This window comes from Paenibacillus sp. D9 (genome assembly GCF_001188365.1).
Lineage (GTDB): Bacteria > Bacillota > Bacilli > Paenibacillales > Paenibacillaceae > Paenibacillus_O > Paenibacillus_O humicus.
In genome coordinates, this window is sequence record NZ_JZEJ01000001.1 from 4,641,586 (window position 1) to 4,657,490 (window position 15,905).

14 protein-coding genes are annotated in these 15,905 nt (G+C 58.5%); 13 read left to right on the forward strand and 1 reads right to left on the reverse strand.

The genetic code is table 11. From position 1 onward, the window contains the following. The first annotated feature begins 73 nt into the window (after nucleotides 1–73). The 11 genes from ssuD (at nucleotide 74) to VE23_RS20860 (ending at nucleotide 11,770) form a co-directional block, all read left to right on the forward strand. Nucleotides 74–1,216 carry an FMNH2-dependent alkanesulfonate monooxygenase gene (gene ssuD, locus VE23_RS20805; RefSeq protein WP_049868988.1) on the forward strand — a complete coding sequence of 381 codons (1,143 nt, stop codon included), beginning with the start codon at nucleotides 74–76 and terminating at the stop codon, nucleotides 1,214–1,216. Nucleotides 1,217–1,291: 75 nt separating this feature from the next. Next, complete coding sequence (locus tag VE23_RS20810; RefSeq protein ID WP_232317012.1) at nucleotides 1,292–2,041, forward strand: ABC transporter permease subunit; 750 nt, start codon at nucleotides 1,292–1,294, stop codon at nucleotides 2,039–2,041. A gap of 200 nt (nucleotides 2,042–2,241) precedes the next feature. Beyond that, nucleotides 2,242–3,003: an ATP-binding cassette domain-containing protein gene (locus VE23_RS20815; protein WP_442950549.1), complete on the forward strand. Its 762-nt coding sequence runs from the start codon at nucleotides 2,242–2,244 to the stop codon at nucleotides 3,001–3,003. A 143-nt stretch (nucleotides 3,004–3,146) separates the two neighbouring features. Continuing rightward, nucleotides 3,147–3,545, forward strand: coding sequence for a hypothetical protein (locus VE23_RS20820; protein ID WP_048746232.1), 399 nt, complete (start codon nucleotides 3,147–3,149; stop codon nucleotides 3,543–3,545). Nucleotides 3,546–4,004: 459 nt separating this feature from the next. Next, a complete protein-coding gene (locus tag VE23_RS20830; protein WP_021880537.1) occupies nucleotides 4,005–5,453 on the forward strand; it encodes a SulP family inorganic anion transporter in 1,449 nt (482 codons plus the stop codon). Nucleotides 5,454–5,831: 378 nt separating this feature from the next. Beyond that, a complete protein-coding gene (locus VE23_RS20835; RefSeq protein WP_048746235.1) occupies nucleotides 5,832–7,475 on the forward strand; it encodes a copper amine oxidase N-terminal domain-containing protein in 1,644 nt (547 codons plus the stop codon). 127 nt (nucleotides 7,476–7,602) lie between these two features. Next, a complete protein-coding gene (locus VE23_RS20840; RefSeq protein ID WP_021880535.1) occupies nucleotides 7,603–8,496 on the forward strand; it encodes a hypothetical protein in 894 nt (297 codons plus the stop codon). 265 nt (nucleotides 8,497–8,761) lie between these two features. Next, nucleotides 8,762–9,622 carry a delta-lactam-biosynthetic de-N-acetylase gene (gene pdaA / locus VE23_RS20845; RefSeq protein WP_021880534.1) on the forward strand — a complete coding sequence of 287 codons (861 nt, stop codon included), beginning with the start codon at nucleotides 8,762–8,764 and terminating at the stop codon, nucleotides 9,620–9,622. Nucleotides 9,623–9,921: 299 nt separating this feature from the next. Beyond that, a complete protein-coding gene (locus VE23_RS20850; RefSeq protein ID WP_048746237.1) occupies nucleotides 9,922–10,356 on the forward strand; it encodes an SRPBCC family protein in 435 nt (144 codons plus the stop codon). A 3-nt stretch (nucleotides 10,357–10,359) separates the two neighbouring features. Further along, nucleotides 10,360–10,734 (forward strand): ArsR/SmtB family transcription factor, encoded by a 375-nt coding sequence (locus VE23_RS20855; RefSeq protein WP_021880532.1) that lies wholly within the window; start codon nucleotides 10,360–10,362, stop codon nucleotides 10,732–10,734. Between the two features lie 256 nt (nucleotides 10,735–10,990). Then, entirely contained in the window at nucleotides 10,991–11,770 is a 780-nt protein-coding gene (locus tag VE23_RS20860; protein ID WP_049868991.1) for a DsbA family oxidoreductase, read from the forward strand. Nucleotides 11,771–12,587: 817 nt separating this feature from the next. On the opposite strand, the gene VE23_RS20865 is transcribed toward VE23_RS20860, so the two are convergent. After that, a complete protein-coding gene (locus tag VE23_RS20865) occupies nucleotides 12,588–13,349 on the reverse strand; it encodes a ZIP family metal transporter (RefSeq protein ID WP_048746242.1) in 762 nt (253 codons plus the stop codon). A 395-nt stretch (nucleotides 13,350–13,744) separates the two neighbouring features. Between VE23_RS20865 and VE23_RS20870 the strand changes: the two genes are divergently transcribed. Together VE23_RS20870 and VE23_RS20875 are read left to right on the forward strand one after the other, a co-directional pair. Beyond that, nucleotides 13,745–14,374: a TVP38/TMEM64 family protein gene (locus VE23_RS20870; protein WP_049868992.1), complete on the forward strand. Its 630-nt coding sequence runs from the start codon at nucleotides 13,745–13,747 to the stop codon at nucleotides 14,372–14,374. Nucleotides 14,375–14,624: 250 nt separating this feature from the next. Further along, a partial coding sequence (locus VE23_RS20875; protein WP_232317013.1) for an MDR family MFS transporter occupies nucleotides 14,625–15,905 on the forward strand: 1,281 nt, incomplete at its 3' end.

Consider the following 15,905-nt stretch of genomic DNA (forward strand, 5'->3'; position numbering starts at 1 on the left):
GGCCGATGAGGCGAGCCTCTAAGCCGGTTCGACAGCTAGTCCACTTTTCCCCAGCCCAAGGAGGATACCCATCATGCAAATTTTCTGGTTCATACCGCTGCACGGCGACGGCCGATATCTCGGCACGAGCGACGGGGCCCGCGCCGTCGACTACGATTATATGAAGCAGATCGCCGGTGCTGCCGACCGGCTGGGCTACAACGGCGTGCTGCTCCCGACGGGCCGCTCCTGCGAGGATGCCTGGGTAGCCGCCTCGTCGCTGATCCCGGCGACGAGCCGGCTCAAATACCTCGTAGCCATCCGTCCGGGCATGATGGCGCCGGCGACGGCTGCCCGCATGGCGTCGACGTTCGACCGCCTCTCCGGCGGCAGGCTGCTGATCAACATCGTCACTGGCGGCGATCCGGAGGAGCTCGCGGGCGACGGCCTGTTCCTCAACCATAAGGAACGTTATGAGCTGACGGACGAATTCCTGCACCTATGGCGGAAGTACGCCTCCGGCGAGAAGGTCAGCCATAAGGGCAAATCCCTTCGCGCGGAAGGCGGACAGCTGCTTTCCCCGCCGCTGCAGTCTCCTTATCCGCCTCTCTACTTCGGAGGCTCCTCGGATGAAGCCAAGGATATAGCCGCCGAGCATGTGGACGTCTATCTGACTTGGGGCGAGCCGCCGGCCGACGTCGCGGCCAAGCTCGGCGAGGTCAGGGAGCTGGCCGCGGCCAAGGGGCGCAAGGTCAAGTTCGGCATCCGGCTGCATGTCATCGTCCGCGAGACGAACGAGCAGGCGTGGCAGGCGGCGGAGGAGCTGATCCGCCATGTCGACGACCATACGATCGCCGAGGCGCAGAAGGTGTTCGCCCGCTACGATTCCGTCGGCCAGCAGCGGATGGCCAGGCTGCACAACGGCCAGCGGGACTCCTTGGAGATTTCTCCCAATCTATGGGCAGGCGTCGGTCTGGTTCGCGGCGGCGCAGGCACGGCTCTTGTGGGAGACGCGGCCACAGTCGCAGAGAGAATCCGTGAGTACGAGGCTCTAGGCATCGAGACGTTCATCCTGTCGGGTTATCCGCATCTGGAAGAGGCGTACCGGACGGCGGAGCTGCTGTTCCCTCTGCTGCCGGTCGAGCCGCAGAGCGAGCCGCTCAAGGCCGCGATCAAGGCTTCGGGAGAAATCGTCGCCAACGATCTTCTTCCGGACGCTGTCGCTGCCAAATCCTGAGGAAAGAGGGGAATTCCCATCGATAAGAGAGGCCGCAAATGGACGGAAAGCCGGCTGACCCCGTGGCTCGTTCCTGTGCTGGTGCTGGCGCTCTGGCAGCTGCTGGGCCAGTACGGCGCGATCTCGTCGCACACGCTTCCGACTCCGCTCCGTGTGGCGGAGGCAGGCATCGCCTTGGCGTACTCCGGCGAGCTGTTCCAGTACATCTGGAGCAGCTCTCGGCGGGCGCTGCTCGGATTTCTGATCGGGGGCGGCATCGGCTTCGGACTCGGACTGCTGAGCGGCCTGTCGCGGAGCGCGTTCCGGCTGCTCGACAGCTCGGTGCAGATGGTCCGCAACGTGCCGCATCTGGCCCTGATTCCGCTCGTCATCCTGTGGTTCGGAATCGGGGAGACGGCTAAAATCTTTCTCGTTGTGCTCGGCGTCTTTTTCCCCATCTATCTGAACACGCTCCATGGCATCCGCTCGATCGATCCCGGCCTGCTGGAGATGGCGCGCGTGTATAAGCTGAGGGGTTTCTCCCTTTATCGGGAGGTCATTCTGCCCGGCGCCATGGCCTCGGTTCTCGTCGGCGTGCGTTATGCGCTCGGCCTCATGTGGCTGACGCTGATCGTGTCGGAGACGATCTCCGCGAACAGCGGCATCGGCTATATGGCGATGAACGCGAGGGAGTTCATGAGGCTGGATATCGTCGTGCTGGCGATTCTTCTGTACGCGGTCCTGGGCAAGCTGTCGGATACGGCGGCCAGGCTGCTGGAGCAGAGACTGCTCGCATGGAACCCGAATTATTCGACGCCGGAATCCGGGGAGGGGAAGGCGGCATGAGCGTGCGCGTAGGAGAACGGAAGCAGGCGGGCAGAGCGAGGATCGGCGGAGAGGCTGCCGGAGCTGAGGAAGCCAAGCAACAGGGAGGACCTGAGTCTGGAGGATGGCAAGGGAACAGGCGGGATCCCCGTAGAGAAAATGACGTCCAGACTGCCTCAAAAAAATACGGGAGCAGAGACGAATATGATGAGAGCCGGCGGCTGCTGTCCCGGGGCAAGCGGCTTGTCATCTCGGGAGCCTCGAAGAAATTTGGAGGCAAGGAAGTGCTGAAGGGAATCGAGCTCGAAATTCCTGCCGGACAGTTCGTCGCCGTCGTCGGACGGAGCGGCTGCGGCAAAAGCACGCTCCTGCGGCTGATCGCGGGCCTGGATGAGCCTTCTTCCGGCAGCCTGTCGCTGGACGGCAGCGCCATCTCAGGCATCGGCGAGTCGACGCGCATGCTGTTCCAGGACGCGCGGCTGCTGCCGTGGAAGCGGGCGGCCGACAATGTCCGCATCGGCATGAGGCGCGGCAGCCGCGAGGATGCGGTGGATGCTCTCGCCCTGGTCGGCCTGCGCGGCCGCGCCGACGAATGGCCGGGCGTCCTGTCCGGCGGCCAGCGTCAGCGCGTCGCTTTGGCGCGAGCACTCGCGAGGCAGCCGGGACTGCTGCTGCTCGACGAGCCGCTCGGCGCGCTCGATGCTCTGACGCGAATCGAGATGCAGCGCCTCATCGAGCGGCTGTGGGAGGAGCAGGGCTTCACCGCCGTGCTCGTCACGCATGACGTGAGCGAGGCGGTCGCACTTGCCGACCGGGTCATTCTCGTCGAGGATGGCGTGATCTCCCTCGATGTCGAGATCCGCCTCGCGCGGCCTCGGGAGCGGGACAGCGCCTTCGCGCATTACGAGAAGCTGATTTTGGACCGCATTTTGGGCGGGGAGGAAGGCTCCGAGCGGCTGCGGGCGACGGGATATTCAATCTAAGCCGGCGGATACAGATCGATGTTTTCTTCGGTCAGGGATAGCAGAGGGTGGGATTTTCCATCCTCTGCTTTTCGTTTGAAGCGATAGATTCGGATTTGCTCCAGCCTTTTGATAGAATGGGAAATAGAGGGAGAGTGATGGCGATGAAAACAGGCCGAGCAAAAGCCGGTCTTCTTCTTGCCGCCGCTGCTGTGCTGCTGTCAGGCTGCGGAGAGTCTCAGACCATCCGGTACCAAGGGAGCGGCGGCAGCTGGGAAGGAAGCTACCAAGCGGATTTGGTCAAGAGCAAGAAGTCGCAGTTGGGGACGTATTCTTTCCGCTACAAAGGGGATGCGCGCAAAGAGATTGAAGCCTTCTCGATCGCGACCGATGGACCCGGTCATTTTTACTATCGTGGATCGGACGGCCTGCCCGGTCCGACCTTGTCCTCCGGCATCGTGTGCGATGACTGCACTCCCGAGAAGGACACGATAATGGTCGTAATGGAGTGGACCGACAAGGATGGGGGGCATCAAGAAAGCTTTGAGCTCAAGAAATCGTGATCCCTTCGAGCTCCAAAAGCCGTAAATCCCGTTCCTGGGCAGGGGTTTCCGCCTTCGGCGAAAAGCCTCCTGCCGTTTTTACTCCGAAACATAGCGAGGACCCGGGAACGCCCCGGCCGCTCCGATTTCTCCAGCTCGCCCGCGATTCGATCCGGACCGCCGTCGTTGCGAGCCCATACCGTTCCCTCGAACTTTCCTCGACCTGGTCGAGGCCGCGCAGTTCCTTGATTTTCTGCAATGGATGCTGCCGTTCCCACAGCCTCTTCGCGTGCCGCTTCCGCCTTTGCTCACTGGCTCTGTCAGGTTTTTCAAGCCCTCCCGCCCATAAACGAGACCCCGAAACCCCTTCAATTCGATCCGAATTTTCCGTATAATGCTTACGGACGAAGTGCATCGGACCCCGGCTTTTCTGAGACTGGAAAGTCGCCAAAATCATCCTGCAGGAGGTCTGGGAAAGAATTGAAAGCAGCAAGCTGGAAAAACCAATGGCTCACCGATCCCAAATCCAACATTCTGTCCGGCATCACGGTCGCCCTCGCCTTGATTCCGGAGGCGATCGCCTTCTCCATCATCGCCGGCGTACATCCGATGATCGGCTTGTACACCTCCTTCATTATTGCCGTCGTCATCTCCTTCTTCGGCGGTCGGCCCGCGATGATCTCGGCCGCGACCGGCGCGATGGCGCTGCTCATGGTCAACCTGGTCCGCGACCATGGCTTGGAGTATCTGTTCGCGGCCACTGTCCTGTGCGGCATCATCCAGATGGCGATCGGCTATATGCGGCTGGGGCACTTGATCCGCTTCGTGCCGCATTCAGTCATGAACGGCTTTGTCAATGCGCTCGCCATCCTGATCTTCACCGCGCAGCTCGTGCATTTCCGGGGGCAGGGATGGCTCATGTATGCGCTGCTCGCCCTGACGCTGGCTATTATTTACGGCCTGCCGCGTCTGACCAAGGCGTTCCCGTCCGCGCTCGCGGCGATCATCGTCGTCTCGGCGATTACGATGGGCTTCAAGCTGGACGTCCTCACCGTCGGCGACATCGGCAACATCACGAGCGCGCTGCCGAGCTTCCACCTGCCGAATTTCGTTCCGAATGTGGACAATCTGATGATCATCCTGCCCTACTCGGTCTCGCTCGCTCTGGTCGGCTTGCTGGAGTCGCTCCTGACTTCGAATATCGTCGACGACATGACCGACACGGCGAGCAGCAAGAACCGGGAGGTCAAGGGCCAGGGCATCGCCAATATCGTGACCGGCTTCTTCGGAGGCATGGCAGGCTGCGCGATGATCGGCCAATCGGTCATCAACGTCAAATCGGGCGGACGGACCCGCCTGTCCACGTTCACAGCGGGCATCTTCCTGCTTATTCTGATCATGGTACTAAGCAGCGTCGTCAAGGAAATTCCGATGGCCGCGCTCGTGGGCGTCATGTTCATGGTGTCCTTCGGAACGTTCAACTGGCGTTCCCTGACGGAGCTGAAGCGGATTCCGATCGGCGACAGCATCGTCATGGCCGTGACGGTCATCATCGTCGTGATGACGCACAATCTGTCTTATGGAGTCATGGCCGGTGTCGTCATCAGCGCCTTGATCTTCGCCCGCCGCATCTCCGGAATGAAGGTCGAAGGAACGATGGAAGGTCGTCGCAAGCGCTATTCCGTTACGGGCCAGCTGTTCTTCGCCACAACGACGGCGTTCGTACAGCAGTTCGATTATGCGGATGATCCGGACGAGGTCGTGATCGACTTCGGTCAGTCCCATGTATGGGATCATTCCGCCGTCAACGCGATCGCCAAGCTCGCGGACAAATACGCCGCCGCCGGCAAAAGCGTTGCGCTTGAAGGGCTCAACGAGCAGAGCCGCAGCCTCGTCGACCGCATCGGTCTTGGCGGCGGAGCCCACTGACAAGATGAAAAGGACTGAACCCAGCCGTTCGAGCGGCTGTGCTCAGTCCTTTTTCTTTTTTGCAGCCGGGAAACATCCGAGCGAAGGTGCGCCAAAGGCGGTTAGTACCAATATCGCAGAGTGGTTTTGGAAAGGGATGTTCTTCATTTTGAAAAACAGGAAACATTATGAAAATGAGGCTTAAAATAAATAGAATCATAGAATTAACCGTGATTACAGCTAGTTAAAACAGGTAAAACCATCAAAAATAATATAAAAAATATTTTCTCCAAACAGTGATCCTTTTCAAAATCAGGCGCGTTTCACTCCATGAAAAGAGGTTGAAGAGTATGACGGACAACATTCTAAAATCTACCAAAAAATCGAGGAGTGAATAACATGAACATCAAAAAACTGGTCGCACCCGTACTCAGCCTGACCCTGCTCATCCCAGCCGGAATGGCCGCAGCAGCTCCAGTCCATGCCGCATCGATGAAACCGACGGTCAATACTCCAGCAGCCGATCTTCGCGCCGGATTGGACCAGCTGCTCTCCGAGCACTTTGCTCTTGCAGTCGTCGCCATGACAAAAGCTTACGAAGGCTCCAAGGATGCCGCAGCCGCTTATAAAGCGCTGGATCAGAATGCAATCGACATGGGACCGGCGATCGAATCGCTGTACGGCAAAGCGGGAGCGGATGAGTTCGAACGCATCTTCCGCGCCCACAACCAGGCGACCGACGAATTCGCCAAAGCCGTCAAGATGAACAACGCGGAAGCCAAAAAAGCGGCTCAAGCCCAAGTGCAGAGCTTTGTCGATGAATTCTCTTCCTTCCTCGCGACGGCAACGGCCGGCAACCTTCCCAAAGAAGCGGCCGCTCAAGCCCTTCGCCTCCACGAGGATCAAGTCCAGATGGTATTCGACGAGTATGTAGCAGGCGATTACAAGGATGCTTACAGCAAGTACCGCGAAGGCTACAAAACGATGTTCGTCATCAGCAAGGCGCTCTCCACGGCGATTGCGAAGCAGATGCCGGATAAATTCAACAACACGACGCCGGATACGAAAGCCGCCGATCTGCGCTCCAGCCTGAATGCTCTCGTATCGGAGCACGTAGCCCTATCGGTTCTGCAAATGCAGAAGCAGCTGGACGGCTCCAAGGATTCCGATGCCCTCATCAGCACCGAAGCGATGAATACGGCCGACTGGAAAGCGGCGATCAGTTCCCTGTACGGCGCTGCCGGCGCTGACGGCTTCGAGAAGCTGTGGGTAACGAATCATATCAATGCTCAAAGCGACTATGTCAATGCGGTCAAGATGAGCGACGCCAATGCCAAAGCCGCGGTCAAGTCCCGCATCGAAAGCTTCACGAAAGACTTCGGCGCCTTCCTCGGCACGGCTACAAACGGCAATCTGCCGGCTGCAGCCGCTACGGAAGCTCTGATGAAGCATGAAGGTCAAATCCAAGCCGCCTTCGACCAATACGCCGCCGGCAACTACGACGGCGCTTATGCGACCGACCGCGAAGGCTTCAAATTCGTCTTCGGCGTCGGCCAGGCGCTCGGCAATGCGATTGTAACCCAATATCCGGACAAATTCATGGACGCTGCGGTCGTAACGCCGACACCGGCACCAACGCCGACACCGACACCAGCTCCTGAAATGACGACGGTCTGGATGAAGCTGAACAGCAAGCAGCTGAAGGTGAACAGCTCGACGACTCAAATGGATACAACTCCGGTTATGTGGAACGGCATGACGTATATTCCGCTGCGCTTCCTCAGCGAAGGCATCGGCGCCACGGTCAGCTACGATAAAGCGGCCAAAGGCATCTGGGTCATGGCCGGCTCCGACAAGCTCGGCTTCTGGGCCGGCAAGGACACCTTCTCCCTGAACGGTGTGAACAAAAAGGTATCCTCCAAAGTCGTCATCGACAAAAACGGCCGCACGCTCGTTCCGCTTCGTTTCATCGCTGAAACGCTGAACTGGAACGTCATGTTCAACAGCAGCGACGGCTCCATCACGCTGACTTCCAAGATGTAAGGCCAGTCTTCATCCGGTTCCAACTCCAAGCCGGCTTCGCGGATCCTATCTGCGGAGCCGGCTTTTTCCATTCCAATGTAACCAAGAGATCGTCCCGCTCGTCTTAAGAAGCGGAGGTGTAAACCCAATGAAAAGAAAATCAAAAACGTTCGCGCTGTCCAGCGCGGTTCTGATGCTTATGCTCGCCGGCTGCGGCGCAGGCAATTCGGAAGGCGCGGCTGGCGGCGAAGCCAGTCCTGCGCCGGAGGCCAGTCCGGTCGTCTCCGCTTCAGCGTCTCCGACTCCTGCCCCGAGCGCCGAGCCTTCGGTCGCGCCAACTGCCGCTCCGCTGCCGGAGCAGGCGGAGCACCGGAAATACGGCCTCTACAACGGAGCGGCCGATCCGCATACGGTCGAGATCCAATCGGACGGGCAGCCCCAGTCTTATCAGCTCGGGGAAGGCGTCGGCACGGAAGGCATCGACGAAGGGAGCGAGGTTTTCTTCATCTATAAGGAACAGCCGGTAGAAGGAGACGCTTCCGTGAAGCAGCTGGTCCTGACCAAGCTGGCCAAGGCGAAAACCTTCAAGCTGAGCGTGCAGAATGTTCCGACGGAGAAGCCGGCCGCCCTCATGCAGGGCAAGGGGTTCGGATTGTATGTGTTCAGCGCGCTTGATTTCGATCCCGAAAACGGAACGCTGTCGTTTGGAGATCCGGCACAGGGAAACAACCTGCAAGCTTCCATTGCGCCGCTGCCTTCCGGTTTCAACACGGAAGATCTGAGGGAAGAAGCGCGGAAAGAGTTCAAAGACGCCGATCTCGCCGACGTTCCCAAGGAGAAGCGTCCAGAGCCGTTCCGCGACGCGGCGCTCTTCCTGGAAGGAAGCAGCGATGCGCACATCAAGCAATTCATCGTGAAGGAATACGGCGGCCAAGGATTCGTCTTTAAAGTAAGCACGAACGAGACCGAGGACGGAGGCATTTTCTCCGATTACGTCTACACAAGCTTGGATTCGCTGGAGCGCTCCTCGAACCCAAGGTAAGGCTTGCTGAAACGGAAGGTTATACACAGATTTGTGCACACTATGAACAGGTTCGAAAGCCTGTAATATGAAGAAATTGAAAAAGTTGCCCACTTATCCACAATTCAAGTTATGCACAAGAGGATACATGCTTCCGGGTGCGTTCCTTCCTGAACGGCGTTTTGCGGCGCAGGCATGCTCCTGCATTCCGCAACGCATACTTTTTCCGCTTCCTGCACATACCAACCCGGTATGCGAACTAAATCAGGCAGGAGGCGGACGATGAATGAAAGCCCGAATCAAAGCGGCGGGAGCGGCCGGCTGCATGCTGGCGATGCTTGTTCTTTCCGCTCAGGCAGCGGAAGCCGCTGCCCCTGAGCAGCGGTCCAATCGGAATGCCGCCGTCGCGGAGCACAATCAGGAAGCGGCGGCAGGATGGAGCAAGCCCTACCATTTCGGCTTCAAAAAAAGCAAAAACGGCCAGCTTCCCTCGATAGCCGAGGAGGGCTTCATGCCGATGCTTGAGAAGCATAAGGCGATTTTTCTCGGCAATACGGCCGAGAAGGAGCTGTATCTGACCTTCGACAACGGGTACGAGAAGGACAAGCTTACGGCGCAGATTCTGGACGTATTGAAGGAGAAGAAGGTCCCGGCCATCTTTTTCATCACGGGCCATTATGTCAAGACGGAGCCTGATCTCGTCAAGAGGATGGCCTCCGAGGGCCATCTGATCGGCAACCATTCCTGGAGCCATCCCGATATGAGCACGCTGCATCCGGATGCGGTCAAGCGGGAGCTGGCCGATGTGAAAAAAGCGGTAGCCGACCTGACAGGCTTCCGGGAAATGAACTATTTGCGTCCTCCGAGAGGCATTTTCAGCGACCGCATGCTGGAGGCGAGCAAGGAGGACGGCTATACCAATGTGTTCTGGTCGGTCGCCTACAAGGATTGGGATACCTCCGCTCAAAAAGGGGCGGAATATGCCTACAGCAACGTAATGGGCCAGCTTCATCCCGGTGCCGTCCTGCTGCTTCACGCGGTATCCAGGGACAATGCGCAAGCTCTCGGACGAATAATCGACTCCGCGCGAGGCCAGGGGTACACGTTCAAAAGTCTGGATCAGCTCACGCAGCGGACTTATCGCTGAAGCCGGAAGCGTCCTTCCGCTGCTTACGGCAAGCTTAAGGGCTAGGTATGGGCAAGCTATCATCTTCGGGACAAGTGCAAGGGATGGGGTCAACCGGTTTATTTGGTTGGCCCTTTTCCGATTTGCAGGCATCGGGAGGGCATGTCCGTCCAGGTTTTTGAACGAGCGATGGCTAGTTGCGCGCCTGCGCCTAGAAGGGAAGGGATGAAAGATACAGGGAAATCCAATTGTCGATTTAGGATACCATATGGTATCCTAATAATGAAATGATACTCATACGCACAGAGGAGCTGTATCTCATGACCGAAAACCTGCAACCGGGCCGCTCGCTGCCCGATATCCGTCAGACCCAGATCATCAACGCCCCCATCGCTCTCGTATGGGAGAAAGCCGCTACTTCCGAGGGCATCGCCTCCTGGTTCATGCCCAATACGTTTAAACCGGAGGATGGAGCGGAGTTCATCCTGCATGCGGGCCCTTTCGGAGATTCCAAATGCAAAGTAACCGAGCTGTCGCCTCCACGCCGGCTTAGCTTCGCCTGGGGAGAACAATGGTCCATCACGTTCGAGCTGCGCGAGCTGGAGCCGGATGTGACGGAATTCACCTTGATCCACTCCGGCTGGCTGGAGGAAGGAAGGACGGAATTCGGACAGCCTCACAGCCAGGTGCGGGGCCATATGAACGGCGGCTGGGAGAAAATGGTTCAGAAGCTCGCCGGCATGTTCCCTTCCTGACATATGGGAGCGAAGGAACAGCGGCATGACGTGTTTCAGGCGATCGCCGATCCGACTCGCCGGGAGCTGCTGCAGCTGCTTCGTACCGGGGAGGAGTTTCCGCTCAAGGGCATCACTCCTCATTTTTCCATGACAAGGGCTGCCGTATCCAAGCATCTGCATATTTTATCCGATGCGGGACTCGTTCACGAACGGCGTGTCGGGCGCGAGACCCGGTACCGGATGAATGCCGATCCTCTGCTGGAGCTTCGGCGCTGGCTCGCCTTCTTCGAACGTTATTGGGACAACAAGCTGGGCATGCTGAAGATGATTGCGGAGACGGAGCATGAAGCAGCCGGCGCGAAATCGGATCAGCCGGCCGCTCAGGACGGGAAATAGAACGGGGGATTCATGCCATGGTCGCTGTCGGGCAGCGTGTGCCGGGCTCTGCCGGGCGGCGTGCATGAAGCTTGGTGAAGCGTTGTGCAGGCAACGCCTCTCGTCTCAGGGATCCGCATGAACCGCATAGGCGGACATCCTGCAAGGGCTCTCGGACCGTTCGTTTGATCGCCGAAACCCGGCTATGCTATAATAATGTAACTTACTTAGTTACAGTTAGTTGTGGACGGATTCGAAACAACGGGAGGAAGGCAGCATGAAGGTAGAGATTTGGTCCGACTATGCATGTCCGTTTTGCTATATCGGCAAGAAAAGGTTTGAGTTGGCGCTGCAATCGTTTCCGCATCGGGATAAGATCGAGGTCGTATACCGCAGCTTCGAGCTGGACCCGAATGCAAAGCACGTGCCGGGCACCAGCATTCATGAACTGCTGTCGCGCAAATACGGATTCCCATTGGAACAGGCCAAGGCGAGCAATGCGAATGTCGGCAGCCAGGCCGCCGAGCTCGGCTTGACCTTCGATTTTGACGCGATGAAGACGGGCAATACGTTCGATGCCCACCGCCTGATGCACTGGGCATCGGAGCAGGGCAAGGGCAACGCCCTTTCCGAAGGGTTGTTCCGTGCCTACTTCGAACAAGGACGGCTGCTCGAAGACCGCCAGACGCTGGCGGAGCTGGCAGCTGAAGCAGGGCTTGATGCGGCGGAAGCAGCAGAGGTTCTCGCTTCGGGACGATATGAGGCGGAGACGAGGAGAGACGAGCAGGAAGGCTCCGCGCTGGGCATCCAGGGAGTTCCTTTCTATGTCCTGGATCGCAAATACGGCGTATCCGGCGCCCAGCCTCCATCCGTATTCCTCCAGGCGCTGGAGCAGGCTTGGTCGGAGCGCGCGGCCGCTGCCGCCGATTCCGTTCAAGCCGGAGCTGCCGCAGGCGGGGATTGCGGAGATGGAGCCTGCGCCGTTCCTGCAGCAGCGAGCGATGGGGACGCATGCGAGGACGGGAGCTGCGCTGTCCCGGATCCAAGCGGCAAGTAAGGAAGGTGAAGAAGCAAGCTGCGCAAGCCGCTTGCTTCTTCTTTTTTTATGGACATGTCTGGCGGAAGCCCAGGCAGCCGGTATCCGGCATCCGATACCCGGCGCCAGGCACGAAACAGCAGACTAGTAGGCACCTGAAACAAGACACAAGAAGCAAGGCACCAGACACCAGACACAAACCACAAACCACAAACCACAAACCACAAACCACAAACCACAAACCACAAACCAGACACCATACACCAGACACCAGAAACCATACACCATACACCAGACACCATACACCATACACCAGACACCATACACCATACACCAGACACCAGACACCAGACACCAGCCCCGACACCTGACATTGGAACCCGGCATCAGGGACTAATCAGTAACACGAGGCACGATGACATAAGCTTATTGGAGCAAAGGCTGCTCGACTGGACATCAGACCCGTTATGGGGATGAAACTGGCCAAAAAGGAGATCTATCGGACATCAGATCCGTTATGGGGATGAAAATGGCCAAAAAGGAGATCTATCGGACATCAGATCCGTTATTTGGCCCGTTTCCTGTGTTTTTGAGGCCGAAACGGCTGAATAACGGATCGTATGTCCGATAATCAGCCGAATCGCAGCTAAACGAGCGAATAACGGATCCTATGTCCGATAGAATGAGCGATGGATCTCATTCGTAAGAAAGCATTTGGAAAAACGTCGTGTTCGCTTCAACATCTCGCTCCCCTCAACATCTTGCACCCCTGTGTCCCAAACATAGCCAAACAGCATATAGCCGTGCCCGCTAATCGCCAACCTCAGCGGATTCCCTTCTATCCAAGCGCGTGGGTCAGAGAGATCATCGTCAGCAGCCCGGCGATGAACGAGAGGGTCGCGGTTCTTGCATGTCCATCCCCGTGGCTCTCCGGAATCAGCTCCTTGTAGACGACGAACAGCATGGCTCCGGCCGCGAAGGCGAGGCCGTAAGGGACGACCGGCTCTATGGCTGCGGCAAAGCTGCCTCCAAGGAGTGCAGCGATGAATTCCAGCAGTCCGGTTCCGACAGCCATGAGGACGGCGTAACCGCGTTTTGTACCTTGAGTAATCAGGAACAGTGCCGTCAGGAAGCCTTCCGGAATATTCTGCAAGCCGATGCTGACGGCTACGATCGGTCCCAGCTGGATTTCGCCGCTGCTGTAGCTGACGCCGACGGATAAGCCCTCCGGCAGATTATGCAGCGCCATGGCGGTGAGGAAGAGCGTGGAATTGCGGTCCAGGCCGAACCATCCGCCGCTCTGCGAGTGCAGCGGCTGCGGAAGCTCGCCATGGACGGTGTCGGTATGCGGAATGAGCAATTCCAGCAGCATAAGCACGAATGTGCCGAGCAGGATGCCAATTGTCAGCACGCCTAGATTGGACAGCTTGAGAGCGCTTGGAATGAGGCCGTAGGTCGATGCGGACACCATGATGCCGGCCGTGAATGCAAGCAGCACGTCTTTGCCGCGATGGGTCATGGAGCTGATAAAAAGGGCGGGAAGCGCGCCGACCGCCGTGCACATGGCCGTCGCCAGCGACCCCAGCAGGATCGGATTCATGGCAGTTCTCCTTGCTCCGGTCAAGCCGGCAGAGTTCGCTTGATTACGCCTGTACGGAAGGCATCGAAAGGTAGCTTTTATAGCGGAGGCTGGACACGCGGACCCTCCCGATTCAATTCCGAAGGCATTGCCAAAAGTCTGCCCGCCGCTGAAGCCGTGCCGCCCTGCGGACGGGCAGTTCTGTTCAAAGTATGCCGCCCTGCGGACGGGCAGCTTTGTACCAAAGTATGCCGCCCGCGTGCGGAACATGTTTTTCTTGCTTGTCCGGACTTCTCCCCTCGGCGCCGGGCGGGACTTTATTTCCTTGCCGCTTGCCGATACAATGGGCATACCGGATAGGATCATCCTGCCAGCTGCAGCTTATGCAGCTAGAGCCGGCCAAAGGGGCATCGACTATGATATCCGACCTGCTTGACTATATGACGGAAGAAAATCTGCACCGGCTGCTCGGAGAATACCGTTCCTACGGACCGCTCCCAGGCATCCTGCTGACCTTCCTGAAATCGTTCGTGCCGCCGCTTCCGACGATTCTGATCGTCGGCGTCAACGCCGCCGTATACGGCCTGTGGCTCGGCTTTTTATACTCGTGGATCGGCCTGGTGGCCGGCTGCATGGCTACGTTCCTGCTGGTGCGCACGGCGGCCGGCCACCGCATCGCCCGCCGCTGGGCGGCGAAGCCCAAGGTGAAGGCCAGCATGGACTGGATTCGCCGCAACGGCTTCAGCTATGTGTTCGTCCTTAGCTTGTTTCCAGTCGGTCCGTTCGTGCTGGTGAACATGGCCGCTGCCGTATCCCGCATGAGCGTGCTTCGTTTTCTGGCCGCCGTCGCCGCCGGCAAAGCGGTCATGGCGCTGGCCGTTTCCTTCGTCGGCTATGACATCGCCCGCTTTTACCGGGATCCGCTCCAGCTCGTCTATGTCGTCCTGTTCATCGTGCTCTCCTGGTATGTCTGCAAAAAAATCGAAGCCCGCTTCATGCGCAAAGAAGTCGCTCCGGACGGAGCTCAAGCCGCAGGCGGAAATTAGTTCACGTGTTTCAAACACCCTGACAATCAGTTGTCAGGGTGTTTTTGTTAGTCTGGTTGCAGATGCTAAGGAGATTCCGATGAATCGGCCAGCCGTGAAGTCTTTGCGGTAAGCATCTTTGTCCGGACTGTTTCAGTTTCAACTGAAATCAGTCTCCGGACTGATTTTCGCAGCAAGGCTCCTCGATATAATAGGGGAAGCGTCCGGCCTGATCGGCCGGCAACAGACAGGGGAAGGGCAGGGGATCATCATGGCGCAAGCCTCACGCAGCACGGGCCTCATCGTGGCCGGATTGCTGCTCGGCATTCTGATGGCTTCCATGGACCAGACGATCGTATCGACGGCTATGGGAACCATCGTCAGCGAGCTTGGAGGACTGGACAAATTCGTCTGGGTCACTTCGGCGTATATGGTAGCGGAAATGGCGGGCATGCCGATCTTCGGCAAGCTGTCCGATATGTACGGCCGCAAGAGATTCTATATTTTCGGCATCATCGTGTTCATGGCGGGCTCGGCGCTTTGCGGCACCGCGACTTCCATCGAGCAGCTGGCCATATACCGGGCCATTCAGGGCATCGGGGGCGGAGCGCTCGTGCCGATCGCCTTCACGATCATGTTCGATGCCGTGCCGGCAGGCGCGAGGGGCAAGCTGGGCGGCCTGTTCGGCGCCGTATTCGGCCTCTCCAGCATCTTCGGGCCGCTGCTCGGAGCTTACATTACGGACCATATCCATTGGGAATGGGTTTTCTACATCAATCTTCCGCTCGGCTTGATCGCGCTTGCCTTCATCGCGATCTTCTACAAGGAATCGCCCAAGCATGCCAAGCAGGTCATCGACTGGGGAGGCGCGGCAACGCTGGTCGGAGCGGTCGTCTGCCTGATGTTCGCCCTGGAGTTCGGCGGGAAAACCTACGCTTGGGAGTCCATTCAAATATCCGGCCTGTTCGCCGGATTTGCCGTACTCACCCTTCTGTTCGTCGTGTTCGAGCTGCGGGCCAAGGAGCCGATCATTACGTTCGGCATGTTCCGCAACCGTGAATTCCTCTCCAGCAATCTGATCGGCATCTTCAGCGGCGCCGCCTTCGTGACGGCATCCGTCTACATTCCGATCTTCGTGCAGGGCGTGCTGGGAGGAAGAGCGACCAACTCCGGCCTGGTGCTTCTGCCGATGATGGTCGGCTCGGTCGTGACGGCCACGATGGGCGGCTTCCTCATGACCAAGCTGAAGTACCGGACCCTTATGATGCCGACTCTTGCCATCCTCGTGCTCGGCCTCGTGCTGCTCGCGACGATTGGCGAGGGAACGAACATCTGGACGCTGAGGCTGTTCATGATTCTGGTCGGCCTTGGCATTGGCGCCTCGTTCTCGGTGCTCAGCAATGCGGCTATCTTCTCCGTGCCCGTCTCGGACCGGGGGACGGCCAGCGCGACGCTGAACTTCCTGCGTTCGCTCGGCATGGCGCTCGGCATTACGGTGTTCGGCATCGTCCAGAGCCATCTGTTCAGCGGCCGCATGAAAGATCTGCTCGGC

What these genes read in the sequence shown, in the direction of transcription:
- ssuD (WP_049868988.1), top strand. Translation starts at nt 74, where the DNA reads ATGCAAATTTTCTGGTTCATACCGCTGCACGGCGACGGCCGATATCTC.
- VE23_RS20820 (WP_048746232.1), top strand. Translation starts at nt 3,147, where the DNA reads ATGAAAACAGGCCGAGCAAAAGCCGGTCTTCTTCTTGCCGCCGCTGCT.
- VE23_RS20835 (WP_048746235.1), top strand. Translation starts at nt 5,832, where the DNA reads ATGAACATCAAAAAACTGGTCGCACCCGTACTCAGCCTGACCCTGCTC.
- VE23_RS20840 (WP_021880535.1), top strand. Translation starts at nt 7,603, where the DNA reads ATGAAAAGAAAATCAAAAACGTTCGCGCTGTCCAGCGCGGTTCTGATG.
- pdaA (WP_021880534.1), top strand. Translation starts at nt 8,762, where the DNA reads ATGAAAGCCCGAATCAAAGCGGCGGGAGCGGCCGGCTGCATGCTGGCG.
- VE23_RS20850 (WP_048746237.1), top strand. Translation starts at nt 9,922, where the DNA reads ATGACCGAAAACCTGCAACCGGGCCGCTCGCTGCCCGATATCCGTCAG.
- VE23_RS20855 (WP_021880532.1), top strand. Translation starts at nt 10,360, where the DNA reads ATGGGAGCGAAGGAACAGCGGCATGACGTGTTTCAGGCGATCGCCGAT.
- VE23_RS20860 (WP_049868991.1), top strand. Translation starts at nt 10,991, where the DNA reads ATGAAGGTAGAGATTTGGTCCGACTATGCATGTCCGTTTTGCTATATC.
- VE23_RS20865 (WP_048746242.1), bottom strand. Translation starts at nt 13,349, where the DNA reads ATGAATCCGATCCTGCTGGGGTCGCTGGCGACGGCCATGTGCACGGCG.
- VE23_RS20870 (WP_049868992.1), top strand. Translation starts at nt 13,745, where the DNA reads ATGATATCCGACCTGCTTGACTATATGACGGAAGAAAATCTGCACCGG.